The sequence below is a fragment of the Methylomonas sp. MK1 genome (assembly GCF_000365425.1).
Taxonomy (GTDB): domain Bacteria; phylum Pseudomonadota; class Gammaproteobacteria; order Methylococcales; family Methylomonadaceae; genus Methylomonas.
The window spans coordinates 2,139,413-2,165,231 of record NZ_AQOV01000001.1 but is presented as its reverse complement, the minus strand read 5'-3'; the positions used below and the strand labels follow the sequence as shown (position 1 = coordinate 2,165,231).

Below are 25,819 nucleotides of genomic sequence, written 5' to 3'. Positions count from 1 at the left end.
TTTCCAGGTGAGCGTCATGGCAACCTTGACCCTAAAAAACATCCCCGACGATTTATACGAACAGCTAAAAACCGCAGCGAAACTGCACCACCGCAGCATTAACAGTGAAGTCATTTACTGCGTGGAAAGGGTCATCGATCCGCATCGGCTCAGTGTCGATCAGCATCTCGCTCAGGCCCGGCAACTGCGCGAGAAAACCGCGCATTACCTGTTAACCGACCAGGACATCGACCAAGCCAAATTTGCCGGCCGGCCATGATTGTTGCCGATACCAACACGATTGCTTATCTTTACCTCAATAGCGAAAAATCCGCACAAGCCGAACAGCTGCTAAGACAGGAAGCGCAGTGGATTGCACCCAATCTGTGGAAAAGCGAATTTCGCAATGTCCTGGCTTTGTATCTACGCAAAAATCTGTTGGCCTTGGACGACGCCTTACGGATTGTGCGCCACGCTGAAACCTTGCTGCAGCAAAACGAATACGAAGTCTCATCCGCCCAGGTTTTGCAATTAGTGGCCGGCAGCGATTGCTCGGCTTACGACTGCGAATTCGTCGCGCTGGCCAAACTGTTGAACGTCCCACTGATTACCGCCGACCGAAAAGTGCTGCAAGCCTTTCCGGAGATTGCTCGGACGATTGAGGATTTTCTTGAGTGAAGCACGTTTCGCCAAAAGCGCCTACCAGCCCTAGAGCGGCGGCAGTTTCGGGAACTCATCTAACAGCGCACTGCAGAAGACGGCCAAGACCTCGCGCAATTGCTGGTCAACCTGTTTGAAGTGTTGGACAAACCCCACGGCAAACGCCTGAAAACCTTGGATGAACAGCTAGCCGCCTTCCCTTATGTCAACGGCAAGCTTTACTTCGAACGCATATTGATGGCGGCCTTCGACCGAGAAATGCGGGACATGAGGCGAAAGGCAAGGCTGCCGTGCATTGTGTGATTGTCGGCTTCGCCTTAAATGACAGAACATACAAAAGGCTTTTTGAGTATGAAAGCCTAACCGCCTCTTGCGACGTTTACCAACCAGAAATCGAATATCGTTATGGCTAAAAAAACCAAATCCGCCTACGTCTGCACCGAATGCGGCGCCGATTTTCCCGGCTGGTCCGGGCAGTGCAATCAATGCGGGGCCTGGAACAGCATTAAGGAAGTGAAGCTGGGTAGCGGTAAAAGCGCGCGCGATAACTCCGGCTATGCCGGCAGCCGCAGCGAAGTGCGTTTGTTGTCGGAAGTCAATCTGGCCCAAGCCGAGCGGATTTCCACCGGTCTGGCCGAGTTCGACCGGGTGCTGGGCGGCGGCATCGTCACCGGTAGCGTGGTGTTAATCGGCGGTGCGCCGGGGGCCGGCAAGAGCACTATCCTGCTGCAAGCCATCGGTCATATTGCCCAGCAACTGCCGGTGTTGTATGTGTCCGGCGAAGAGTCGCTGCAACAGATCGCCGAGCGCGCCCATCGTCTGCAATTGAATACTGCCGGCATCAAGATGTTGGCAGAAACCTCGGTGCAGCAGATTTGCCAAGTCTTGGACGAGGAGCAGCCCAAGGTGGTGATCATCGATTCGATTCAGGTGATGTATACCGCCGATTCGGACTCGGCGCCGGGTTCGGTGTCGCAGGTGCGCGAGTCTGCCAGCTATCTGACGCAATACGCCAAACGTACCGGCGTATCGTTTTTTATGGTGGGTCATGTGACCAAGGATCAATCGCTGGCCGGGCCGATGACACTGAGCCATATCGTCGATGCGCAGGTGGTGTTGTCGTCCACCGACGATTCACGATTTCGGGTATTGCGCGCCGACAAGAATCGCTTCGGCAGTGTCGGTGAGTTGGGTTTTTTTGCAATGGAAAGCAGCGGCTTGAAGGAAGTGAAAAACCCGTCGGCAATGTTTTTATCTCGCGCTGAAAAGCCCTCGCCGGGCAGTGTGGTGACCGTATTATGGGAAGGCACCCGCCCGTTGCTCGTGGAGATTCAAGCATTGGTCACCGAAAGCCAGTACGGCAATCCGCGCCGGCTGGCGGTGGGTTTGGACCAAAACCGGCTGGCCATGTTGCTGGCGGTGTTGTCGCGCCACGGCGGGATATTCACCGGCAACGATGAGATTTACGCCAACGTGGTTGGCGGCATAAAGGTATCTGAAACCAGCAGCGACTTGGCGATCATGATAGGCGTGGTGTCCAGTCTGCGTGATCGCATCATTCCTTACGACACGGTGTTCTTCGGTGAGGTGGGTTTAAACGGCGAAATTCGCCCGGTGGCTAATGGACACGCCCGGCTCAACGAAGCGGCTAAGCACGGTTTCAAGCGGGCGATCATACCGAAAAGCAACAAACCCAAGGATGCGGTGAAGAACTTGCAAATACATGCGGTCAGCAATATTCAAGAAGCGTTGGCAGTGCTGGCGGATTTATAATTGCCGCCAATAGTCTATGCCTCGTCAGGGAACGATATGAAAAATACAACAGCAGCCGGCAACGGTAAATTTGGCCGCAACGATCCGTGTCCATGCGGCAGCGGCAAAAAATATAAAGCCTGTTGCCTGAAGCAGGCCGAAGCCGCCGCAAGGCCGGTTCAACCCAGCGTGAACGATGCGTTAACGCAAGCCTGGCAGGCCGTGGCGCGGCGCGATATGGTGGGTACGCTGCATGGGTTTCGGCAAGTCTTGGCGATCCAGCCCAATCATGCGGAAGCGCTGGCCGGTTTGGGGCAGGCATTGTGCTGGCAGCAGCAGCGCCGGGAAGGTTTGGCCTATCTGCAACAGGCCGCTCGCCAACTGGAAATTGACGCTCAGCAAACGCGTAATATCCGTTTTATTCTGGAGCTGGCCGAGCAATTGCATCACTGGGGCGATCTGGATACCGCGCTGAAACTGACCGCGTTGGCGGTTAAGCTGGAACCTGCAAACCCGGCGGCGCTGAATAACCGGGCCCTGTATTTGACGAGGGTTAATCGATTCGAAGAAGCCTTGCCTTTCGCCAGCAAGGTCTGTGAACTACGTCCAGACGATCCAGCCTGCAATAACATGTTGGCGGTGCTGGAAGCGCATTTAAACCGTTTGCCGGAAGCGAAACAGCGCTTTCAGAATGTGGTAGCCGCCAATCGTAATATGCAGCAGACCGCACGCGCCTGGCAGGAGTTGGTAGGGGTGTTGGATAAGCTGGAAGAATACGAGGCATCGTTTGCGGCTTGCCAACAAGCAAAGGCTTTGTATAAGCAATTACCTGAAGTCAGCTCGCTTGATGCCGGACAGGTTTTTCGCGCGATTCAATGCAACAAACAGGGGTTTGATCGGGATTTACTGCTCCGTTGGACGGTAAGCGACTTTGCCGATAGTTTGCCGGCGCCGACGTTTCTACTGGGCTTTTTGCGTTCCGGCACGACGTTGACTGAGCAAGTCCTGGCAGCGCATCCCGATGTGTTTACCTCCGATGAAAATGATTTGATTCATGGCTTGATTCAAGAGCTGCAAAGGTTGAGCGGTTTTCGAGAGGACATTCCAGCCGCTCTCCGCCGACTGGGTTTGGACGATGCCCGAAAGTTGCGCGCTTACTATTGGCGACGGGTTAGCGAGGAATATGGCGCGGATGCCTTAAACAAACGCTTCATCGATAAAGTGGCACTGAATAGTATCGATATTGGCCTGATTAGCTGCCTATTTCCGGAGGCCAGGATCATCTTTGCTCTGCGCGATCCGCGCGATGTCTGTCTCAGTTGCTTCCAGCAAGCGTTTAAGCCGTCTAGCGTGACAGTCAATTTGCTGAGCTGGGAAGGTGTGGCCAAGCAATATGCGGCCGTGATGGCGCTGTGGCTTTACATGAAGCCGATGATTCAGCCGCGTTATATGGAATTGCGTTACGAGGATACCGTCAACGATTTCGAAAACAGTTTTCGCCGGGTGTTTGCGTTATTGGATTTGGAATGGGTGGCCGAAGTGAGCGCGTTTCATGAAAAGGCTAAAGGCCGTTACATTGCCACGCCGAGTTTTGCTGCTGTTTCTCAACCGATTTATTCGCGCTCGGTTGCACGTTGGCAGCACTATGAAAGTTTTTACGAACCGGTTTTGCCGATCTTGGCGCCGTATATCGATGCGTTCGGTTACGCATGAATGAAGCGAATGGGAAGGGTAGATTAAGCTTTTGGGCCAAGCGGACTTGGATCGAGCGGATGTAAAAATGGAGCTTCCGTGCCCCCGGTCATCCTTGACCGAAACCGAACTGATTTTTTACTGATTAACCCGGCCCTCAATAACACGGGTATTCAAGGACATCGGGTTAAAATCAGTCTTAAGTTACATAGAAACGCGTCAGACGTTTTCTGCCGTTTTGCGTTTGCCGAAACCTACTAAGCCCGCCATCGCGCTACCGAACAGCCAAACCGCGCCCGGTACGGGTACGGGTGACGCAGCAGCGGAGATTGTGGCTGTATAGGCCAGATTGGCCCCGCCTACCGTGCCGTCGTAACCGCCCAAAATCAGCGTGTAATTACCGGCGGTCAGGAAGCGGGTCAGCGTCGCGGTAGCGGTGGTGCCTTGAGTGGCCGCGAAGGTCCAGGCGCTTGCGTCAACCAAAGCCAGCGTTGTGCCCAGTGGGCTGGCAGCCATTGGATTTAGTGCGCCGTTGTTCAGGTAGCTTTGATGGCGACTGCTGCTGCCCGCGGTATCCCAGCCGCTCCACAAACCAAAAGCCGGACGCAGATTGGAGCCGTCCGACGATACGGTGATGGTCACTTCCGCGTCGGCATGCAATTCAAACAAACCGTAATCGGCGGTATGCCCCCAGTTTGTCGCGCCATCTTTATAAGCTTTGGCGCCCATGCCTATGCCGTGGCCGCTGGCGGTTTGCGAGTTCGCTACGCCGCCGTCGTTGTGGATCATCGCGACCCAGGTGGCGGGCAAATTGCCAATATAGCCTGGATCGCCATCAGACCATGGGCCCGTGGCGGAACCGTCCGGTGGGAAGGTATCGCCGGCGGCCAAATTGTAGGTTACGTGAGCGCTAGCCAAGCCGCTGACTGACATCAACGCGCCCATGGCGCCCGCTAATGCTAGTTTTTTTAATGGTGAGTTTGCAGTCATTTTGGATCTCTATCGAATGAAATAAATGAGAGGAAGCCTTTCGTTAAACAATGCTTGGTGAGGGGATTGCCGTTGTCTGGCGGCAATCCCGCTTGGCAATTAAGCCGCTAGTGGTTGTTTGCGGCGACCGAAACCGATCAAGCCGGCCATGGCGCTGCCGAACAGCCAGACTGCGCCTGGAACAGGCACGGCCGAAGTAGTTACCAATACGTCGTAGGTTACGCCATCGAGTGCGCCGCCACCGTGTGCGCCGACCACCAAGGTATAAAAGCCATTGGTGTGCAGCCCGGGTGTGCCGGTTGCATTCCATTCGGCTTGGTCGAACACAAACGAGTAGAACAAGGTGTCGGAAGTACTGCTCATGCTGGCCGTCCAGATAGCTTCGCCCAAGCTTGAGCCTTGCAGGCCGGTTTCGCCGATTGTGGCAGCCGCGTTACGGTCAGATGTGGAGCTGCTGTCTACATTGCGATACAGGGCAACATCCAATAAACCGTTAAATTGGCTGTAATCGGCGTCGTTTTTCACGGTAATGGTGGTTTTGATATTGCCGGCGCTGGCGCAGTTAGCGCTTGCTGTGTTTGCGCCGCAGCTAATATGAATCAAACCGTAATCCAGTCCCAGGCCGGTTGATGCCGAATTGCCTGCTACCGCCAAGTAAGGATGGTCGCCATCAGCGGGCAAATCAGCCATGATGGTGCCCCAGGTAGCGGCGTTGGTGCCGCCGTTTTTGTCCGAGTAAGCTTTCCACAAGCTACCGATAGTGTTGGTGCCGAAGCTAGGGTTTGAGCTAATGAGGTTTGCTGTCAAGGCGCCAGTGTTGTCTGTAGCGCTTGAGCCGGTATGCAATTCGCGCTTGGTGAAACCGGTAGCGGTTGTGTGCTGACCGGAGTACCACATATAAGGTAGGTTACCTGCTACTTCTGTGGCTGTCTCAGCCGCTGTACCTGTGCCAGGGATCAAGGTGTTCGCGCTTAAGTCGCCCACTGTATAAACGTTGGTACCGTTCGCGATTCTATTGGTGCCGTTAGAGTTGGCGGAAACACCGTCGGTGCCGTTGATGCTGTTGGCGATGCCGAAGCCGATTGCTGAGTTACCCGAGGCTACTGTACCCGCGCCGGTCAGATTGTAGTAAGAATGTGCAAACGCTTGGCCTGAAACGCCCGCTAGGCCAGCTGTCAAAATAGCTGCTATAGCCGTTTTATGAAAGATCATGATCGTCCTCTTTGTTATTGGAATTAAAGGTAACAGCGAAACTGACAAAACTTGACCAATTGCATCGAGCCAAATTTTGTCCTCGCCCATGGCGCGCATGGGGGCAATCCGGCCTTCTTTAAATCGTTTTATAAGAACCGTGATTTTCCGGCCCCGCCTCACGACGGGTGTGGCAATTCTTGCTTTCAGAGATTTGCTAATTACGCCAGCGGCAGACATGGCAGGGATAGAGACCTACTAACCGCTTTTTTTAAAGCAAACCACGAAGCAAGTACACTAGTTGAAGCGAATAGTGGGCCAACTTAATAAAATATATAAATTTCATTGCATTACTGCTTATTTTGCCTGGGATGGCGTGAGTGAGCGGCGAGCGAAACTCAGCGAAATAGCTCAGACGCTTGCTTCATATAACACAGTTCAATTATTGGGGAATATTCCGGGGTTGGCGCTGAAGCTTGTTTTGGTGGATTTGATAAGGAATTTCTTTATTTTCTAGTCGTTTATTGTTAGGTTGTTGCGCCGCTAATTGGGTTGGCACGAGATTTTTCAGTGGAGAGATGTATGCAAAAAACCGATAAAACCCCGTTGTGGGTGTTTCTGGCACTGTCCAGTATAGAAACCCGCAAAGGCGCATTACTGTTGATCTGGAGTAGTATTGTTTTTACTCTGTACTGTGTGCCTTGGCCACTCTATTTCGATGGCAACGGCTGGGTTGCCAAATTATTTTTAATCGACGATTGGGAATGGTTTGCGATGATGCTGCCCATGACGTTCTGGTATTGGCTGAGCATGAGATGGGTGGATAAAAACGGCGGCTGGCGTTTGGCCGGTGCGTGATATGCCGCACTATTTTTTAGGGGCATGATTCGTCAGACCTTTGTGTTTGCTCCAGAAAGATTAGCTCGTAGATTCTCTTTCGATCTTTTAAGCGGCTAGCTTAATTCCGTATTTGCCAAGGCGCGTAGGGGTTTATATCGGGTGAGCAAACGGGGTTAAGGTTTTGCTACCAAAAATCGATTGTGAATACTCAGGTGGCCGCCATCCAAGTTTGGTTGGCTTTCCACCTTATTAAGCGAGCGGCGGTAGTATATCGCTGCGGTGCTTTCTTCAATTTAGTGTTGTTTCTATGCTTTCACACATTCTGCCCAAAGCCGAAATCTCCATTCGCGAAAACCTGCGTTGGTTATACATTCTTAGAAATTTGATGCTGTTTGCCGTCACGGTAGCGGTATTTATCGCGGTGAACGGTTTGGGTATCAATTTGCCGCAAAATCAGTTGTGGCTGGCGATTTTTGCGATTTCCATACTCAATCTATACACCTGGCTGCGACTGAGAACGCCGGAAGAAGTAACCGAGCACGAGATTTTTTCGCAAATATGCATGGATGTGTTGGCGCTGGCCTATTTGCTTTATCTCACTGGCGGCGCGTCAAACCCGATTATTTGGGTGTTTCTTTTACCATTAATTGTTACCGCTATCATGCTACCGCAGGCTTATGCCTGGAATATGGTAATCATTACGTCCTGCGTCTATACCGTGCTGATTGCCTACAACGTACCCTTGCCGGCCGTGGAGCCGCATATGGCGCATCCGGCAATGGCGGAGATGACGCCGGAAATGAGTCTGCAAATGCATTTGATGAACGACAGGCGGTATTTCAATCTGCATGTATTTGGTATGTGGTTTGGTTTTGTGTTTAGCGCCGGCTTGGTGGCTTTTTTCGTAGTCGAACTGTCCAAAACCTTGAAAGAACGTGAGCGAAATTTAGCGGATGCCCGCGAGAGTGCGCTACGCGACGAACGAGTTGTATCCCTGGGCACCTTGGCGGCTAGTGCCGCGCACGATATGGGCACACCGTTGGGGACGATTGCCATTTTGACGCATGAGATGGCGGAAGAGTTGTCGGAGCATCGTTACCCGGATATGCATCAGAAGCTGGTGATAGTTCAGCAGCAGATTGATCGCTGTAAGCAGGCCTTGTCGGTGATGTCGGCCTCCGCCGGCGAGATGCGGGCGGAATCCGGCAAGGTGATGCTGGTGAGCGAGTACATCGATGAAGTGTTGGGGCAGTGGCGCACGCATAAAGCCGCTACCCGGCTTAAACTATTTATATCGCCGGATGTGGATATGGACGCGCGGGTGATTGCGGAGCGTACTGTGACACACTCCATCATCAATATTCTAAATAACGCAGCAGAGGCATCGCCGGTCGACGCGGGCATCGAGTTTCATGTGGAATGGGACGAGGAAACACTAAATTTGAAAATCAGGGATTTCGGTCCAGGTTTGCCCGCTGAATTTATCGAGTTTGCCGGGCATCAACCGGTCAAGAGCAATAAGCAAGGCATGGGGGTTGGCTTGTTTTTGACTTATACCACTATCAAGCGGCTCGGCGGTAAAATACAGTTCAGTAATTTAGAGTCGGGCGGCGCCTGCGTCGAAATCAGTTTGCCGCTATTAGCTAAGGAGAGTACGCATGAACGAATTACCTACGGATAAGCCCAATTTACTGCTGGTCGATGATGACGTCACCTTTTGTTCGGTGCTGAAGCCGGCGTTGGAAAAGCGCAATTTTCAAGTGACTGTCGCCAATGATGTCGATACGGCAATGAAACTGGCGGAACAAACCGAGCCCGAATATGCGGTAATCGACTTACGAATCGGTTTTGACTCCGGTCTGGAAATGGTCAAAAAATTGATTTCCTTGGATGACAATACCCAAATCGTCATGTTGACCGGCTTTGCCAGTATAGCCACAGCTGTAGAGGCTATAAAATTAGGTGCTATCCATTATCTGACCAAGCCGGCGAATGCCGATGAGATTGTTAGTGCCTTATACAAAAACGAAGGCGATGCGTCGGTAGCTATCAGTGACAATCCGCTATCGGTAAAGCGCTTGGAGTGGGAGCACTTGCAAAAAGTGCTGATGCAGCACGACGGTAACATCTCAGCCGCCGCCAGAGCATTAAATATGCACAGAAGAACCTTGCAAAGAAAGCTGGAAAAAAGGCCGGTAAAAGAGTAAAGGACCGGCATTATTTAGGAAGGGAAAGCATTGTTTTTGTATTTATTACAATTAGTCGTTGCAAAGCTAATATTTCTGAGTATAATGGGCGGCTCATTCAGGGGGTCGTTAGCTCAGCCGGTAGAGCACCGCACTTTTAATGCGATGGTCGTGCGTTCGAATCGCACACGACCCACCATCAATTCGATAAGCAAATCAACCAGTTACTGAGAAATCAGAGCTGGTTTTTTTGTGCCTGAAATTCGGCTTGCGTGATTTTTGCGTGACTTGATTGTCACTGCGGCCTACGCCAACTTTGTCGCCATGCTGAATCACCATTTCAGCCGATAGCAGCTTTCATTCAAACCAATACAATTAAGTCACCGATTGCTATCATCGGTGACAATCACTTAGCTCAGCTTGCTATTGCCATTGTTCGACGCTCAGTTGCAAATCGCTTCCCCTTCTTGGAAGATCGTAAAGCCCTTCCTAAGTTTGGCATTAGCCAGTAACAGGCCTACACTGACTTTCCACATAAGCTTCCATTGGAAAGCGAGCATGGTATGACAACATCAATGAGCTGGAGCTGGCACCGAATCACTCTTTCCCGTCAAGAATATGAATCTGGCGAATTGCACGTCCTTCAGGGAGCATTTCATGCCGCCTATATTGCCAGAAATGGGCCTGAAGGTATGGCGATGTTTGGCTGTTGGGCGGATGATGATTGCTATTTCGTTTATATCAGCCCCAGATCAGTCCGACATGTCTTGCCAATACTTGATGCGTATTCGGCAAAGGCATGTGATATGCCAGAAATTTCTTGTTTGTCTTTGATATATGGAGATGAGTCAAGTCACTCATATTTCGATGTCGAGTTCGAAGCGTGATGCATCGACCAGCAGCTGACGACCCACAAGAGTCAGTTATACTAATTTTATCGATGACTCAATACTGACGGAAAGCAGCCAATCAAATTTAGAATACTAAAAATATTAACCTTTGTCGCTAGTTGATTTATGGTGGTCATGGGTAGAATATAGAGCGATAAGTATTTGACCAAAAATGCTTTTTCGCCGGAGTCTCGCCCATGACCACAGACGACTTTATCATTGAATTGTTTTGACGAATAGATGACCGAATGACCGATGTTTCTCGCCACAGTCAAGCCGATCTCTAGCAATAGGTGTGTGTTTCGCAACGAGTTCAAGTGCATCAAAAAAATGGCCTGAGAGCTTCCTAAATCTGGATTGATCTCAAAGTGGCCTTGAGATAATGCAGTAGCTTTTAAACTATTTTGTTTTATATTTATTCAAATCATGTGATTTATTATAAAGGCCGCTACTTATGAGTATGAAAAATGAAAAATATAAAGTCTTTTGCCTAATCATTATGATTGTTATCGGACTAAATCATCAATCCAAAGCTGATTTAGTAGATGGATTAAAGGCTGAAGCCGATGGAGACTTTAATAAAGCCATTAACGAGTTCATATTAGCTGCCAACAGCGGGGTTTCGCAAGCACAATACAAACTTGGTGTTTTATATTCTGAAGGGAAAGGTGTGCGTAAAGACTATAAAGTCGCCATTGATTGGTTTAATAAGGCCGCTAATAACGGTTACTCTGATGCAAACAATGCATTAGGGGTTATGTATATGAATGGGCATGGTGTTACTCAAGACAATGCGAAAGCATTTTTATTAATTAGTAAAGCCGCCAATGATGGTGTTATAGCAGCATATAATAATATTGCTTACATGTATGAGAGGGGCAAAGGAGTTGTCCAGGATTACGCAAAAGCCGAAGATTGGTATTTGAAAGCAGCCAAGAAAGGTTCTGCACTTTCTCAATATAATCTAGGACGCATGTATTCTCAATATAGTTATGGAAAATATAATGTTGAAATTGCATACATGTGGTTTAATTTAGCAGCATCAAATGGTAATAAAGATGCCCCGGGGGCTAGAGATGCAGTTGCAGGTGTTATGACCCCTGAGCAATTACGTAATGCGCAGAACCTTACAGAGCATTGGTTGAAAGAATAGCCATTTTTAAATGTGTAGAAGTAGTGCTGAAAATTGTGACACTACTAGTAGAAATAGTGTCACAACAGTAAATCATTTTTTTTAAAATCTATCGTGCTGAACCTGCACAGGTTTGTCCAGAAGGACAAGGTCTGCTAATAGAACGCTCTTTTTCGCAAGTAAAATCAGCCTGATTACATGCAGAAATCTTTTGTTCAAGAATAGGTCCGCAAGCAATCTTTGTTCTATCCAGGCATTCCGCTGCTTTTTTTCTGGCATCTTCACAAACTTGCTGTGCAGCTAAACAGTCTGCTTTAGCTGTGGGCAATATAGTTACCATGCTTATAGCATTGACACTTATAAATAAAAGATTTTTTATACCTAATTTCATATTTACCCCCTTCTGTTTAGTAAATTATGGATGTTAGCTAACAATCAAGAGAGAATAAGTCTATCAATCCATCATTTTCAGTCTTGTTCTTGTTGTTCTAAACTGTTGACCAATAACCGAGCCAGGCTGTTCCCAAGTCAGTATTTTGTATGTCAACAGTGTTTGGTTGCCAACATCTTGCCGAGTCTCTAGCTGGAAAGCTCTATTTCCCACGTCTGGATTGAATTGCTCAGAAATACCATTCCGCCAAGTTGCATTGAGTTTGTGATGTTCTCCTTTGGGTATGGAAACAGTAAACCTGCCCCCTAATGGTAGATCGAATGTTTTTACTGGGTCCTCTCTATCTTGCTTGGAGTAGGTTTGTTGTTCAGCACAGATCTTTAGGCTTGCCTGATGAGAGCCAAAATAAAGCTCAGCTTGTGCTCTTGAATCAGATGTAGTCCATTGTGCATTTGCAATATTCCCTCCGTTCCAATTGCAACTACCGTTAGCATTGTCGTTACAGTTAATATATGGTTTCACAAGGCGAACAAATTTATCAGCCTCCGGTTTTTCAGCTGTAAGAGCGACTCCATATTTACCTAAACAATAATCGCCAGTAAGAGCTGCGCATCTACCATCGTCATGATTTTTCCAGTTATGAAAGAATTCCGGAGTGTTGACAGGATCTCCGCAGACTGGCTTAGTACTGATCGTTTTATCTTCGGGAGTTAGTTTAACTTGTCGAACATTAACATAAGGACGAACCTCCCGAGTCACTGAGCTAACAACATCACCTCTCGTAGTGATAGCAGTAAATATTGCTTCACCAGCATCTTCAGTTGCCCATCGGCATTCAAATACTATTCCGTCACCTTGACTTGGAATTACCATGTTCTTCCACCGGTCGTTCTTACCGCTACAACGGAGTCTGGCAGGATTTATATCCTTGAGACGTGGTTTATCTCCACCGAAGTTCGCATCAAATCGAACGGAAAATTGCAGCATTTCACCAATCTCTTGAACCGAGATTTTGACTGGATAGCTACCTGTCGTACTACTCGCGTATTGAAAAACCTGATGAATGCAAAGATTGTAACCAGATTGTGAAATTGGATCAGCAGAACGCCTCCAAAACTCATCATTAAACTCTTGCCTGACCTTGTAATTAGTGTTCTGGCAGTACTCTATTCGCGATACCGTCTTTTGTGATTTACTTGAATCCGCTGAACCAGATGCACTAACAATTAATACATCGATTCCCCCGCCCGCGGAATTCTTTGCCTCTTCTTCATGCTCGGTATACCATTTTCCACACATGGCATCGCGGAAAGCGCTTTCATAATTAGAGCCAAACTTTTGATATATTTCCAGCGGGATAATTGATTTACGACATTCATTCATCCGTTGCGATATAACGTCATTTTGAGCTTGTGCAACTGATGCAAATAATCCTACTGTGCACACGAATAAAGCATTGAAGTTAAGGAATATTGATTTCATGTTTACTCCTGATTGCTTATTGTTGGTAACAACATTAACTCTATCGCGCATTAGAATCTATTGATACCAATTAGGTGCGACCTAGTTAACTTCTCCTCAAACGGATCGCTTGACTGCGACTGTTGTAAATCGACCGCAACTTGCTTGTGCCCTGCGGGGCTTCAACATAATTCGGAGTCATGAAAAAAAATTCTGTTTTTTCAATTCAATACCAAGAGTCGTTTGAATTTAATGACTTGCTTTCAAGTAACTCGCAGATATAGCCATCATTCATTTCATACGAAAAGGTTCGTAACCTCACCACACCCTTGCTATCGGCTGGACAGTTGACATCGAAATTTTGACGGCTATTGGCTGAAACTTCGCAATCAAAAATCTAGACCCAAAGCAAATATTATTTTAAATTCCGATGTTTGTCTGAACTTACTTTCCGGCCATTAATTATGCATAAAGGTTAACTTTTAAAAAAGTTCTTCATATAAGTACGTTTACTTACTAATGTTTGGAATCATTCAAATTCAATTATGTTACATCTGTCATGGCAACACAATCGTAAGATATGGACCAACAACTTGCTGTTGGCGGCCTTAAAGAAGACCGCCAGTTCAGCGATGTTATTTGGCTTTTGTTCCTCGTCTCAGTAACGTGATCGGAATACCGGCATCGGCTTCGCAGATGCTTTCGACCGCAGCAATCAGCTCTCGAAGCTCAGCACCGGAATAATGCGTGGTAATGTCACCTGACTTGTGGTGAAGCAACACTTTGCGTGTTTCCAAAGGCACGCCAGCAGAACGTAAGCGACGCCCAAAGGTATGCTTGAGATTATGTGGCCCTTTATTATGCGAACCATCGACCGGCAGACCTGCTTTGCGCCATGCATTTTTCCATGCCGTCGTATGGATGGCACCGATCCTCCGCCCTTCATAAGGAAACACGTAAATCGGATGCAAGCCGCGTTGTTGCTCGATAATGCCTCTGGCCACTTGGTTGAGCACCACGATTTGGTCTTCCTTGTTTTTCTCTCCTCGCCAAATGCCATCTTCATATTCGATGCGTTTACCGGGGGTGATGAAAATCGACGTGTTCAACTCCGACACTTTGACTTCCCAGTCCCGGCGCAACCAACAAACACCTTGTTCACGCAAGCCGGTATTGACTTTGAACAGTGCCATCACGCGAAGATGTTCTGGCAGCAAGTCAAAGAACCGGGCTTGCTCTTGCCAGTTCAAGGGATAAGGTTCGGCACCATCCTCCCAATTTGGCATTGCCAACAAAGGTGGTATATCGATCCAAGGCTTGTTTTGTTCGTCTCGCCACGACCGAGCAGCCAAAGTGAGAATCCGACGTAAAACAGCGAGGTCTCTGCCGATGGTTTTACTTTTGATGCCCGCCGCTTTCCTTGCTTCAATATAGGGCATCAAAGTGCCCATATGCACATGCATAATGTCCATATCGCCAATGAAGGGATCAAGGTTTTTGAGGCAGTACGCATCTCTAGCTAAACTGCGTTTTTCGGTTTCCTGCAAATATTTCGTCGCCGCTTCTCGAAACGTGCGTTTAGGCCTGGCACCGTAGACCGTCACTTGCCGAATCTCATCTATGATTTTCGCGAGGAAGTTTTCGGCTTCCTGGAGATTGTCTGTTCCAGTACTGAGGCAAACACGTCCTTTGCCTTTGATGACTTTATCAATGTGCCAAAATTCGCCTCTTTTGACGAGACCTGGGATTTTCTTTGCCATGATGATTTCTCTTGTTTATCTTGTTTTTTCATACTTGATTTACCGAAGCGACGAACGTATTCGTCGGCCCAGGCGTCGAGTTCAATACGATCGAAGGCAATACCTTGCTGGCCGATTTTGATTTCGGTAAGCGAAGGTCTGACTTCGGTGTTAAAACGGTTTTTGTCCATCCCGAGATAGAAAGGCGCATCGCGGATGCGAATAAATCGGGGAAGAATGGAATGTGTTGAAATGTGTGTTTCGGACATGATTTGCACCGCGTTTCGTTAGGGTGCAAGTCATTTACAGCTTTAGAATTGGCTTTTTTGGCAGTGGTTTTTGCCGGTAAAAAAGCTAAAAGATGGCGCTGATAAGGCAATCAACACCGTCTTTTGGACAGTTTGAGCAAAACTTTGGTTTTTTAGCTTTTCTCCGGGTTATTGGTGCCAATGATGAACAGAATTGCATCCATCGTTTTTTGTACGATCTGTATTATCCATTTTGAAAGGTCTTCAATCGTCATGGATGGATCAATCAGCAAGCTTTCTTCGAGATCGAGGGTGGCGGTAAAGTGAGGTTCGTTTTCTATTTCCCAGTCGTCATCGGCGTCAGCACAGTGCGCGACGACATGGTCAAATGAAGATGGTACAAATGGAACATCACAAGCAATCTGCAATTCGAGCCAAAACGCTTCCGTCCAAACCGATTGATAAAGACTGATGACGGTTTCACCGATAGAAGAAGCTGCATCACCAAACATGCCTTGATTTGAAATGAGCTTGAGTCCGCCATGTTGGTAACGCAGTGTGTTTCGGTCATCAATCAGCAATTGCCACTGAAAGTCGGCAAATGGTGGTTCGCCGAGTTTTGCTTGAATCCCTCGGTGAAGAAGGTTCCAGGCAATCAACCGTAACGATGGCGAGTCCTTGGTCGCCATCGCCATTTTTTCGTAATGCCAAATCGTGACATCCAACGTTGCCATCGACTGTCGACAATCGTAAAGACGCAATCCGGCATTATCTAAATGGGTTAATAAAAAGCAGCGTGATTCCCGCCAAGGGTGCTGACTTAGTTGCGCAATGCCTCACTGCCGTTTGCGGGCGTCAGGAACTGGGATTGCAAGTGTTAAAAATGGAGCAGAACGAGGTATATCAGTATCAGCTTGCTGGTGAGCTTAAAGGATCGAAGGGACAGGGTACAGTGATTGCTATGTTTCTCTATTTGCTGATTAGCCAATTGCGGGCCGATACTCAAGCCCGAACCAAACGTGGTGGAGGCGGGCTGTCAAACGGCTTAGAAAACTTTCCAAAAGTATCCAGGAAAGATCGTCGAAAAGTTTGCAGTTACAGCGACGGGTTATTGGTTTTCCACCGCCTTTTTTCGTTGCTTGAATCGATAGGAATCATTGCCGGTTTCCAAAATATCGCAGTGGTGGGTAATACGATCTAAAAGCGCCGTGGTCATCTTGGCATCGCCGAATACCTGAACCCATTCGCCGAAATTGAGATTGGTGGTGATGATCAAGGATGTTTTTTCATAGAGTTGGCTGATCAGGTGGAATAGCAAGGCGCCACCGGATGCGGGAAAAGGTAGATAACCCAATTCATCTAGGATGACAGCATCCATGGTGGTCAGTTGCTTCGCGAGATTACCGGCTTTGCCCTGCTGTTTTTCTTTATCCAATTGGTTGACGAGATCGACGGCGTTGTAGAAGCGTAACCGTTTGCCTTGGTGAATGGCCGCCACGCCCAAGGCCGTTGCGAGATGGATTTTACCGGTGCCAGTACCGCCGACTAAAATGAGGTTGTAGGCTTGATCCATGAAGCCAGCGGTCGCGAGCTGTTCGATTCTGGCTTTGGGCAGCGGTGTTTCTACCCAGTCAAAATTCATCAAGTCACGATGGATGGGAAAGCGCGCCGCTTTGAGTTGATAATTTAAACTGCGCGCCTGGCGATCCGCTTGCTCCGTGGCAATCAAGCGATCCAACCAGACTTCCGGCATAATGGGTTTTTGTTGAAGTCCATATTCGGCTTGCCATTCGTTCCAGGCAGCGGCCATACCGAACAGATGCAGGGTTTTCAGTTGCGCAGCGCGATCAATGGACATGGCGTGCGCTCCGTAAGGTGTCGTAGCGACTGCAATCGGCGACGGGTTCGAGCGTGAGTGTGGGTGTCGATGCCGGTGTATTCGTCAACGGTTTTGGCTGAGCAGCTTCCGTTAGGCGTCGCATTTCATTGAGTACGATGGCCGCGCTAATCACGCCGGTTTGCAAGGTCAGATCACAGGCCACATCCAGCGTATCCAGACCGGTTTCCCCCAGGTCTCTCGCCACTTGTGCCCTGTGGGTATTAACAGCAGATCGACAAAGGCTCTATCGCCCCTATCTTGTTTAAGGATACGATCACGCACCACCTTGATCGATACCGGCAAATCCCAGGTCACAAACGGTGCGCCATGGCGTAATGCACCGGGCTTTTTCTCCAATACCGGCAAATAGTGCCAAGGATCACAGATTAACTGATCTCGCCCAAAGCGACGTTCATGGTCGGCAAGCACTTTACCATTCGCCACCATACAGACGCGATGAGCCGTGAGTCTTACCGATACCACGCGATTGGCCCAGGCTGCCGGGACACTATACCGATTGCGATCAATACAGATCAGGCACTGGCTGGATACTCGGCGCATCGATTCCACATAACCCTCGAAGGGCGCCTTGATGGGCAGTAGCACTGGCCGCTCTTCCGCGAAGCATTCCGCTGTTGAGCGGCTAGTCTGTTCGGGATGCGGTCGTGCCGACAGCTCCTGGCAACGTCTTGCCAGCCAAGCATTCAACTCGGCAAAGTTGGCACAATGCGGCAGTGGCGTGAATAACCATTCGCGAATATTGCCGACCTGATTTTCGACCTGCCCCTTCTCCCAGCCCGCTTCCGGCGTACAGGCTATAGGCTCAAACAAATAGTGATTGGCTAAGGTGAGGAAACGGCGATTAAAGCGCCGCTCCTTGCCAACAAAGATCGCATCCACCACGGTTTTCAGATTGTCGTACACCATGCGTTTGGGTACGCCGCCGAAGAACGCGAATGCCTGATTATGGGCGTCCAATACCATTTCTTGGGTTTCACGCGGATAAGCAATGACAAACATTTGCCGACTGTAGGTCAAACGGAAATGCGCCACCTTGACGATTTGTTCCACGCCGCCAAGCACGGCCGTTTCATGACTCCAGTCGAACTGGCACGTTTCACCAGGTGGGAAGCATAAAGGCACGAAGGCCTGTTTGGCGATGGGTTTGCCAGAGTGATTTAGCTTCCAGTCTTTGACACGACGCTGCACCGCCGTGTACCCACCGATATAACCTTCAACCTGCAAACACTCGAATAGCCTTTGAGCGGTACGTCTCTGCTTGCGAGGTAAGCAAGCGTCTTTTGCTAGCCAGTCATCTAGCAGCTTGAGATAGTCGCCTAGCTTCGGGTGAGGTTGCTCCTTTCGGATTGGATAAACCGGCTCTTCGAGTGTATTGAGGTGCTTACGAATAGTGGGACGGGACAGCTTGAACAATTTCGCCAAGGCGCTGACGGTGACATTCTCAACAAAATGCAATCGCCTGATTTCGGTTATGACTTCCATTTTTATCACTCCAGGTTTCTCCGGCAAAAAGCCGGTCATTGAACAACCTGGGGTGGAAACTTTTCAACGCTCTTTTCCCCAGGAACCTGGAAAGTTTTGCACGCCGTTTTGCAGGCGGGCCACTTATTCTTGACAACCCATTTGCCAAAGTTCAGACCCGTGCTCTCATTGATGTGCAGCGATTATTAGCCAAAGAAATTGGTGTGCAGCTGATTTTCTTCACGGCGAATGCTGATTACAACATTTTGTCCGGATTCCGACGAGTTATCCGTCTAAGAAAATCCGGCGCTAATAGTAAAACCAATAGATCCCACATCGAAATGGTATCTGCCACGTTTGAAGATCTGACAGAAACCAAGGAAGCCGTAGCGTGAATGCCGAATTTCTTTTGGCCTTACAGGCAGTACGTCGTAAACGCATCGATTTGTCAGATCTTCGGCGTTACTGGTTACAGGTTAACCCTGAACAATTACAGCACCCAGAACGCGATGCCCTCATGATGGCTTCGCTGAAACAAATGGCAAGCCACGGGTACATTGCATTACCAATGATCGTAGAAAAGTTGATGACAGCGGAAATGATGTGACCGATTGCTAACCACAAGCCAGCAAATATAAACCAAATCAGGTTGCCGAGTAGGCCTAATGCGCCTGTGCCAATGTCATCGTGTTGATTCAATTCGCGACGACTAATTGCTTCCTGACCAAACGGAAAGAACGAAAACTGTCCGATGACAAAACACGCTTTGGCCCAAGGAATATCTACTGGTTATCACCATGACAACGAAACGTCCATGACTAACAAAATTGTATTCATGACATTATTGCTATTTGCATTAGATGCAAACGCAGCACTAGGCGATGGCGACAAAATTGACTTTCTTCCGATTCCGGGTGAATTTTGCAATGCGGAGAGTAGTAGCAAACATCGCGAGCTATTTAAGCAGTACCCAAATGATGAAGGCATCATCAATCTTTATGCGTTGTATCTAGGGTTATGTCGATTGGTCAATGACGGCAGCATCACGGAACAAGCTGCAAGTGTTCATTGGACTGTGCAACGCAACGAGCTGATTGAGAAGCGCAGATCGGCTGCAAACTAATATGACGATCATTAGAACAGCACTGTTGCTACATTACATTTGCTTGTCAGCATAAATGGTATCAACCAGATGTTTAAACCAGTGTGGTCGGAATATCACAATCAATAGTCCTATGGTACTGGTCACAGGAATCGGTACAACGCTAATTGCTAATTAAATGGCAAAGAATCTACTTAAAGCAATTGTTCATTTGCTCTGAGGCAGGTTAAACAACGTCCGCTGTGCCACATCGGCTGAGATACCCCACAGAAATAGCCCCAGATAATCATACAAACCACCCGAGCCAAAAGTTGAACCGGATTTAACATAGAGTGTCTGTAAACCGAGTAACATAAGCAAAACAAGAATCAACAATGAAATTAACGGCCGAAATATCCAGTACCGCGTCTCAGCGGTCACGTATGCCCCAGATAAGCCGACCATCGACCTACGCAATAAACTATTCTGAAACTTTATTGCTTTGTCTAATACGTTCTTTGCATTACTCATTGATTCATCGGTAAATGAGCTGATCCTAGCAATTGCAGCCTTAACATCTTCCCTCATGCCCATAGTCCCATCGCTTCTTAAGTTAACAATTTCTAAAAAGATTGCTTTTTTACTGTTATTTGCGTCTTCAATTTTACCTGCCAACATTTGTTTGCGACAATTATCAATCAACTCAATGAAATGATCTTTTTGTAAATCATCCGGTAGGTCATCTTCAATAGTTTGAAGGTCCAGAAAAAAGTCAACTTTGAAAGCTAATTCATCCAAGCGCTTGGATGCTACTTCTATAGTGTCGTAGCTTGAGTCAATAGATTCTCTGGCACCAAGCAAATCTTTTCGGAGGGATTGTTGAACGGATTGACCAAAAATCTTATAGAATCCATCGTACTGCAGCTTATACCAACGAGGTAGTAAACTCGTCTGTTTTTGGGCAATGGGCGATTCCATATCACGCGCCATGCGTCCAACCAAGATACCAACTAAAATTGTAACCAAAGCCAAAAACGGGCCATCGCGAACACTCAAGTTTGTCTGAATAATAACAGGATCATCTAATCCAGCTACCGAAAATCGCAAATGTCCTTTATAACTGTTTGGCGGTATATAATCAGATACAAATTTAACAGGGATAGAGTTTAAATCAGTAGTTAGTATTTGGTTAGGATTGGTTACTTGCGGTGGCAGAATCGCACTGTCGTTCATAATTGCTAGATTAGCTTCAGTAACCTTAACCTCTGTTTGTTTTGTAAGATTATTTAGTCCTACTTGCCATTGATTGTCGGTTTCACTCTCTGGCAAAACAAGTTTGGCTAAAAAACAATCAAAAGACCAATCACATCGTGTTATTTGGTACGATATATTCTCGTTTAAGGGTTTCACTTGTATCTTTTCGGCAATATTTAGCTTGATTGGAATTAGTAATGCTTTATCATAGCCTTCGCTTTGAGTCCAAATTCTTAAGTTGCCTGTAAAATTACCGATCTGGTTAATATTATTGATGGTTATCTTTATATCTTGAGGTTGGTCCTTGGTTAGCGAAATTGCAGGAATGCTGATGTTATCCCTGAAAATCGTAACATCGCCATCTATCAAATTGTCGCCTACAGCATATATTTTAGTATTGACATCCCCGGCTTTAAGGGTGATGCGCACAGTGCCACTAAGGGTAATTGCGGTTTTATCATCGAAAATGCCTTTAATTATCAATGGATAATCAGTTTTCTCTACAATCAACTCTTCTTCTGCCCTCGCTAGCGAAACTGAACTGAAAAAGATAAAAAAAAACCAATATTTTAATAAACTGTTCATAATGAGGCATCCTCTAAATTCGCTTTTTAATTAATAACACGTGTAGACAGCTTCAAATCAGCGGCGGCAAACAAACTATAAGCTAACCCCCGGGGATCGGGCCTGTCAGCAAACATCAAAGATTTTCGAGCAGCCAGCAGTGCCTCACCAGCTGTTTCTTGTTTAAGGAAACTAGCAAGGAAACAAGTCATCATTGAATTTACCAATATCTCCTTTACATCACATTGAACGCCAATAACCCCAGCGGCTCCACGGCTGCAAAAGAACTGGATAAAGCTCTCAAAGTCATCTGGCGTATAGTCAGCGGACTCGCAAGTGTTTAACAAAAATAATGGTGAGTTTTGACTGAAGCTAATTTTTTGGGCATTTAAATCAGTTACTGTTATTAAAGTATTGTCGGTGGCGAGCTTTAAGCAAGGTCTATTTGTTACATCTTTACCACCATGAGCATAGACATAAAAGATATTCACTTTTTTCTCCTTCATAGCGGCAAAGATTTCATCTAGTTGATCACAATCCCTTAGGGTGAGCTCTTGTGAGCTGGCAAGATTCATGAGCCTTTCCTTATGATCGATCCAATTACTTAAATTCGGATTACTGAGAGCATATATATTTAACGGGATGTGATTTTTAATATACAAGGGCAATGTCGATCCCGACAATTGGCTACGCTCCAATCGACAGGGCAATTGCTCAATGATGTACCTGAATCCCCAAAAGCCATGTGGACAGACTACATACGGATCATCATGGTGAGGGCAATCCTGCCAGTTTTTTCCGTGGCTGCGGAAGGATGAGCAAAGTTTAGTTTTTGTTTGATGAAAACTCATCATAGGTCGTTCATATAATAACTCCCAGGGAATACTTAATTGTTTAGATAAGGGGGCAACTTGAATAATCATTCCCGCTACCATTTTTGTTTTAAGTAGCAGGATTTCCTGTCTCTCATTAATAGTATTGCTTAAACCAGGGAATAGTGAACAATAAAAGCTGTAACCTGCATTAGCCAGTTTAGCCAAAGGTTTACGGAGTTGCTCATCATTACCCCCTATCGTACCAGCATAATAATTCATGACATCTTCAAGTTGTGCTCGAACGTAGCCCAAAATTGTAGCCAAATTTGTATCCGATAAAGTTGACTGTTCAAAGGCTATAGACTGTTCTTTTGTGTTTTCTATCGTATAAAAACGCAAACCAATCGAGTGCTCATCTAAGCTCTTTTCTGCAACAATTGTTAATTGTCTAGGTCGTTTAGCAATCGTCTTTAGAGATTCAGCATCCAACGCATCGGTACGAGTAAACGTCAAATAAGAATCTTGCACAGGCCAGGCCGACTCGGGTGGTGTCTCATCTATTGTTTCAACAAGATAAACTTCTACGCGGCGAGATTGGAGCAGATTCCCCTGATAAATTATGTCAATTTCTATGGCATGACGACCTATGCCAGGAAACTCTATAGGGAAAAACAACAATTCGCTGTCGCCTTTTTCCGCAAGAATTAGAGGTTGAAAAGGTATGGGTAGTTTAACTGTGAATGAGCGCACCACTAGATATGTTTGCAAGACAGGATTCTTTTTAAATTCCTGTCTTAAAATATCATCGGGAAATTGCTTTTCCGCCGCACCTAATCCCCATGACCGACCTATATTTACTCCTAGCTGATAGCTATTTACTGTCCTTACCAGTGGTTTATCTTTAGCAATAATGGCTCTTTCAGATTTGCTAGAGAAGAACCCAGCATTGAAATAACGACCCTCTGAAGAGTTAAGTGTTTTAACAATTTCGTTGTTTGTATTTAAAGTAGAAATGCGATCAATATCATTTTCTGTTTTCGTCAATTTTTCAACTGGATGATTAGGTTTATTTAAATTAAGCCGGGGACCAACTTTTAGATCATGATCCAGAAAGGGAATGCTAAAATCATCCTTCTTGTGGTGTTTTATTGTTCGGGTATTATCGCTATAGGTTATTGAAGTTTCTATGTCGGGATTAGAAGAACCTCTAGAAAAAGATATTGTAGATTCAATCCTTAAATTTACTGCTTGAATCGCATGCTCTGCTTTATTAATAGCATCAGAAATTTCCAGAATATCAATTTTAGATTTCTCGAGATGTTGTGTTGCGACGGATAATGCAACTACAACATCATTGACATTTATCATTTCACTGTCTAAGTTTAGGACTTGGATCTCATTCAATAACACATCATATCTGAAGTACAGATTTCTTAAATGTATTCTGTTGACTTGGTCAATGGGCATATTAAGAAGCTCATTGATCGCATTTAAGGCATTTTTGATCGCATTTATTATTCCTTTCATAAATATCTCCAGATTGGAACTGAGCACTTCAAGTTTTTAAAGGGGTATGTCTTGATAGTTTTTTGTTCTAGTAAAAGAACCCCTTTAAATGCAATAGCAGTCTATCAATGAAAAACAAAAGAGTAACTTCAAGCCTAATTTAGCCCTGGAATGGTAATTGCTTTAAATGTGTCTTTAATCTGATTGTCTATTAATTCAGTTTCTGAAGTTATCTGCCTTACCTCTGTCAGTAAGGAGACATCTGTAATAATTAGTCGAACGGCGGCTATTGGTCGGGTAGTGCTTTAGCTTGGTAAAAAATCCTCAACGACAACTATCGAGAGTTGCGAATTCAAAGAGCAGATCAATACCGGTCTGTCAAGGCGGCTTTTTGAATGACTGGTTAAATATGTAATTGCTCATTCATAACGCTATGAGAAACCTTCACATATGTAGTTCAAGTTTCTCAATACATATGCGGAGGTTAATCATTTGTTAGGCTGTGTATTTTATAAATGACACAGCACTTTCGGCTTTAATTCGTAAAACCTGGGCTTTGTTCATGCAAACGCAACAGCTAAAGCAGCGGCAAGTTGTAGGAGTCCAGCAAATAAATTGATTGCCTCAGTAGTGTCTTTAAGACTCTTTGCCATTTCCCCAACTATCTCCGCTTCCTTTTCAAGGTTTGAGGCTGTTTCCTCAAACAAAGGTCCGGTATGTAAAAGTGATTTATTCAAAGAATTGAGATAAGCTAGAACTATAATATCTCGATCTCCAATAATCTTATGCTTTTCCTCTTCTTTCTCACACTTAGAGAGTGCTGCTGGTAATGATTCAGTTGCACGCTGCGCGGCAAGACGTAAACTTCCGAGAGCTTCGTCTCTAGTTAACTTGCCATCATGAAAAATTGTAGTCATCGATTTTCTCCAAATATTTTAGCGACTTGAATGGTGGTATAACTCAGCAAATTAGGATTTTGCCAGGAGAGCCGCTATCCCTTTTAATCTGGACACAATTTCTCGCAGACGAGCTAAATCCAACTCTTGGCCTTCCTCAAGTTTTTTATGCTCAGCAATTAAGTTTCTTATTGATGAAAGGCTGACATCATATGAACGTTCAATTAACTCGCTTTTATGCGTAAGCCGCTTGTCGATTATTTCTCCCATTGCACCTGTAAGTACCGGGCTTGATGCTAACAGCTTTGATGCATCCTTTTGTGCGGTTAGACCCACATCCGCACCTATGTCGTTGAGGAGAGGTGTTGGATCATACAGTCCTGCATTCCATAATGTGATTATTGCTGTTTTCCTATCAGACGCTAAAAACTGTTTAAATCCATTCATTTGCTCACGGACGAGAGGAGTTTCTAGAAGTTGTAAAAATTCCTCGAGATTACTTCGAATTTGCTTGCTCGCCTCTTTAATTTTTGCCTTTTGAATTTCTTCAGCTATGAGTCCACCAATCTCTGATATTACTGCTGTAGTATCAGATGAAATAGGTGGCTTACTGTTTACTGCTTTGGCGTATTCATTAATGGCGCCCCCGAGGTTTCCTAAAGCGGCCTGAGTTTCCTTTGATGCTTCTAATCCAGCGAGATCACCAAATGAATCGTAAACATCACTAAGTTTTTCAAATACAACTGTGCGCGTCAAAAGCTCCTGATGTATATTGCTGAAAAGGGCAAGGATATTATTGTAGCTCTCCAAACCCACAGTCCCGCTAACGCCATGCATTAATGCCTCTGAATCTCGTGCGCGAAGATATTCATTGTCAGATACGAAAATGTTTTCTTGCGTTTGAGTGGCAACATTTTTGCCAGTTACACTTAACGACTTGGCAGCATCAAGGCTGATACTGGAGCACCCCGTTAAAAACAATACTAAAACTAAAGAAACCCCATTTTTAAAGGTTTCATTACTTAGTTTTCCAGCTGATACGGATTTAAACATTTGTTCTCCTAGTTAATTTCGTCTGTTGGCTAAAAGTAATTGATTTAGTATCCGTATGCCTCGAAACTAAGGCTTATTTGAGCAATAACAGATTGTTTAGCAGTCTGTTGAAAAACTGATTTTTAGTGCTAGCTCATC

At 46.4% G+C, this 25,819-nt stretch carries 26 protein-coding genes, 1 tRNA gene, 1 pseudogene and 1 riboswitch; of the genes and pseudogenes, 13 read left to right on the top strand and 15 right to left on the bottom strand.

All coding sequences use genetic code 11. The features are described 5' to 3' along the window. The first annotated feature begins 16 nt into the window (after positions 1 to 16). The 5 genes and pseudogenes from G006_RS0110185 (at position 17) to G006_RS29125 (ending at position 4,104) form a co-directional block, all read left to right on the top strand. Positions 17 to 259 (top strand): FitA-like ribbon-helix-helix domain-containing protein, encoded by a 243-nt coding sequence (locus G006_RS0110185; protein WP_020483083.1) that lies wholly within the window; start codon positions 17 to 19, stop codon positions 257 to 259. After that, entirely contained in the window at positions 256 to 657 is a 402-nt protein-coding gene (locus G006_RS0110180) for a type II toxin-antitoxin system VapC family toxin (RefSeq protein WP_020483082.1), read from the top strand. Before G006_RS0110185 ends, G006_RS0110180 begins: the two co-directional genes overlap by 4 nt. A 78-nt stretch (positions 658 to 735) precedes the next feature. Further along, positions 736 to 942: pseudogene (locus tag G006_RS0110175) on the top strand (type IIL restriction-modification enzyme MmeI); the annotation flags it as partial. A gap of 102 nt (positions 943 to 1,044) precedes the next feature. Then, a complete protein-coding gene (radA, locus tag G006_RS0110170; protein ID WP_020483080.1) occupies positions 1,045 to 2,412 on the top strand; it encodes a DNA repair protein RadA in 1,368 nt (455 codons plus the stop codon). Between the two features lie 36 nt (positions 2,413 to 2,448). Continuing rightward, a complete protein-coding gene (locus tag G006_RS29125; RefSeq protein WP_020483079.1) occupies positions 2,449 to 4,104 on the top strand; it encodes a tetratricopeptide repeat-containing sulfotransferase family protein in 1,656 nt (551 codons plus the stop codon). 198 nt (positions 4,105 to 4,302) lie between these two features. Here G006_RS29125 and G006_RS0110160 read toward each other — a convergent pair whose 3' ends face one another. Then, complete coding sequence (locus G006_RS0110160) at positions 4,303 to 5,073, bottom strand: hypothetical protein (RefSeq protein WP_152428844.1); 771 nt, start codon at positions 5,071 to 5,073, stop codon at positions 4,303 to 4,305. A 99-nt stretch (positions 5,074 to 5,172) separates the two neighbouring features. After that, positions 5,173 to 6,285 carry a hypothetical protein gene (locus G006_RS29120; protein WP_235048851.1) on the bottom strand — a complete coding sequence of 371 codons (1,113 nt, stop codon included), beginning with the start codon at positions 6,283 to 6,285 and terminating at the stop codon, positions 5,173 to 5,175. A 99-nt stretch (positions 6,286 to 6,384) separates the two neighbouring features. Beyond that, a riboswitch (cyclic di-GMP riboswitch) is annotated at positions 6,385 to 6,469 on the bottom strand. A gap of 377 nt (positions 6,470 to 6,846) precedes the next feature. Here G006_RS29120 and G006_RS0110145 point away from each other — a divergent pair. The 6 genes from G006_RS0110145 to G006_RS25395 all read left to right on the top strand — a co-directional run bounded on the left by G006_RS0110145 (position 6,847) and on the right by G006_RS25395 (position 11,333). After that, complete coding sequence (locus tag G006_RS0110145; RefSeq protein ID WP_020483075.1) at positions 6,847 to 7,122, top strand: hypothetical protein; 276 nt, start codon at positions 6,847 to 6,849, stop codon at positions 7,120 to 7,122. A 289-nt stretch (positions 7,123 to 7,411) separates the two neighbouring features. Further along, on the top strand, positions 7,412 to 8,785 hold the full coding sequence (locus G006_RS0110140; RefSeq protein ID WP_020483074.1) for an ATP-binding protein: 1,374 nt from the start codon (positions 7,412 to 7,414) through the stop codon (positions 8,783 to 8,785). Further along, a complete protein-coding gene (locus tag G006_RS0110135; RefSeq protein WP_020483073.1) occupies positions 8,763 to 9,311 on the top strand; it encodes a response regulator transcription factor in 549 nt (182 codons plus the stop codon). Before G006_RS0110140 ends, G006_RS0110135 begins: the two co-directional genes overlap by 23 nt. Before the next feature lie 102 nt (positions 9,312 to 9,413). After that, a tRNA-Lys gene (locus tag G006_RS0110130) sits at positions 9,414 to 9,489 on the top strand. Positions 9,490 to 9,853: 364 nt separating this feature from the next. Then, positions 9,854 to 10,177: a hypothetical protein gene (locus tag G006_RS27740; RefSeq protein WP_235048850.1), complete on the top strand. Its 324-nt coding sequence runs from the start codon at positions 9,854 to 9,856 to the stop codon at positions 10,175 to 10,177. Between the two features lie 457 nt (positions 10,178 to 10,634). After that, positions 10,635 to 11,333, top strand: a complete 699-nt coding sequence (locus G006_RS25395; RefSeq protein ID WP_020483071.1) for a tetratricopeptide repeat protein — start codon at positions 10,635 to 10,637, stop codon at positions 11,331 to 11,333. 88 nt (positions 11,334 to 11,421) lie between these two features. On the opposite strand, the gene G006_RS28315 is transcribed toward G006_RS25395, so the two are convergent. From G006_RS28315 to istA, 8 genes are all read right to left on the bottom strand, one after another. Further along, on the bottom strand, positions 11,422 to 11,703 hold the full coding sequence (locus G006_RS28315; protein ID WP_152428843.1) for a hypothetical protein: 282 nt from the start codon (positions 11,701 to 11,703) through the stop codon (positions 11,422 to 11,424). Between the two features lie 63 nt (positions 11,704 to 11,766). After that, positions 11,767 to 13,185 (bottom strand): hypothetical protein, encoded by a 1,419-nt coding sequence (locus tag G006_RS0110110; protein WP_020483069.1) that lies wholly within the window; start codon positions 13,183 to 13,185, stop codon positions 11,767 to 11,769. A gap of 614 nt (positions 13,186 to 13,799) precedes the next feature. Next, complete coding sequence (locus G006_RS0110105) at positions 13,800 to 14,768, bottom strand: tyrosine-type recombinase/integrase (protein WP_442785762.1); 969 nt, start codon at positions 14,766 to 14,768, stop codon at positions 13,800 to 13,802. A 14-nt stretch (positions 14,769 to 14,782) separates the two neighbouring features. Next, on the bottom strand, positions 14,783 to 15,172 hold the full coding sequence (locus tag G006_RS29115; protein WP_020483067.1) for a hypothetical protein: 390 nt from the start codon (positions 15,170 to 15,172) through the stop codon (positions 14,783 to 14,785). Positions 15,173 to 15,324: 152 nt separating this feature from the next. Then, positions 15,325 to 15,885 carry a hypothetical protein gene (locus G006_RS0110095; protein WP_020483066.1) on the bottom strand — a complete coding sequence of 187 codons (561 nt, stop codon included), beginning with the start codon at positions 15,883 to 15,885 and terminating at the stop codon, positions 15,325 to 15,327. 374 nt (positions 15,886 to 16,259) lie between these two features. Then, positions 16,260 to 17,009 carry an IS21-like element helper ATPase IstB gene (gene istB, locus G006_RS0110090; RefSeq protein WP_020483065.1) on the bottom strand — a complete coding sequence of 250 codons (750 nt, stop codon included), beginning with the start codon at positions 17,007 to 17,009 and terminating at the stop codon, positions 16,260 to 16,262. Further along, the gene (locus tag G006_RS29110) at positions 16,999 to 17,235 is read right to left on the bottom strand and encodes a hypothetical protein (protein ID WP_235048847.1); all 237 of its coding nucleotides are present in this window, start codon (positions 17,233 to 17,235) and stop codon (positions 16,999 to 17,001) included. The genes istB and G006_RS29110 overlap by 11 nt, the downstream gene beginning before the upstream one ends. Next, positions 17,178 to 18,533, bottom strand: a complete 1,356-nt coding sequence (gene istA, locus G006_RS26640; RefSeq protein WP_235048848.1) for an IS21 family transposase — start codon at positions 18,531 to 18,533, stop codon at positions 17,178 to 17,180. Before istA ends, G006_RS29110 begins: the two co-directional genes overlap by 58 nt. Positions 18,534 to 18,571: 38 nt before the next feature. Here istA and G006_RS0110080 point away from each other — a divergent pair, with 38 nt between their 5' ends. After that, positions 18,572 to 18,907 (top strand): hypothetical protein, encoded by a 336-nt coding sequence (locus tag G006_RS0110080; protein WP_020483064.1) that lies wholly within the window; start codon positions 18,572 to 18,574, stop codon positions 18,905 to 18,907. Positions 18,908 to 18,974: 67 nt separating this feature from the next. Here the strand turns inward: G006_RS0110080 and G006_RS29530 are convergent, their stop codons facing one another. After that, positions 18,975 to 19,136, bottom strand: a complete 162-nt coding sequence (locus G006_RS29530; RefSeq protein WP_442785761.1) for a hypothetical protein — start codon at positions 19,134 to 19,136, stop codon at positions 18,975 to 18,977. Between the two features lie 127 nt (positions 19,137 to 19,263). Between G006_RS29530 and G006_RS0110070 the strand changes: the two genes are divergently transcribed. Continuing rightward, positions 19,264 to 19,635, top strand: coding sequence for a hypothetical protein (locus tag G006_RS0110070; RefSeq protein WP_235048849.1), 372 nt, complete (start codon positions 19,264 to 19,266; stop codon positions 19,633 to 19,635). A gap of 186 nt (positions 19,636 to 19,821) precedes the next feature. Here G006_RS0110070 and G006_RS0110065 read toward each other — a convergent pair whose 3' ends face one another. The 4 genes from G006_RS0110065 to G006_RS0110050 all read right to left on the bottom strand — a co-directional run bounded on the left by G006_RS0110065 (position 19,822) and on the right by G006_RS0110050 (position 25,681). Continuing rightward, positions 19,822 to 21,432, bottom strand: a complete 1,611-nt coding sequence (locus G006_RS0110065) for a hypothetical protein (RefSeq protein WP_020483061.1) — start codon at positions 21,430 to 21,432, stop codon at positions 19,822 to 19,824. Between the two features lie 26 nt (positions 21,433 to 21,458). Then, complete coding sequence (locus tag G006_RS0110060; protein ID WP_020483060.1) at positions 21,459 to 23,753, bottom strand: CHAT domain-containing protein; 2,295 nt, start codon at positions 23,751 to 23,753, stop codon at positions 21,459 to 21,461. A gap of 539 nt (positions 23,754 to 24,292) precedes the next feature. Beyond that, complete coding sequence (locus G006_RS0110055; RefSeq protein WP_020483059.1) at positions 24,293 to 24,649, bottom strand: hypothetical protein; 357 nt, start codon at positions 24,647 to 24,649, stop codon at positions 24,293 to 24,295. A gap of 51 nt (positions 24,650 to 24,700) precedes the next feature. Next, entirely contained in the window at positions 24,701 to 25,681 is a 981-nt protein-coding gene (locus G006_RS0110050) for a hypothetical protein (RefSeq protein ID WP_020483058.1), read from the bottom strand. Between the last annotated feature and the right edge of the window lie 138 nt (positions 25,682 to 25,819).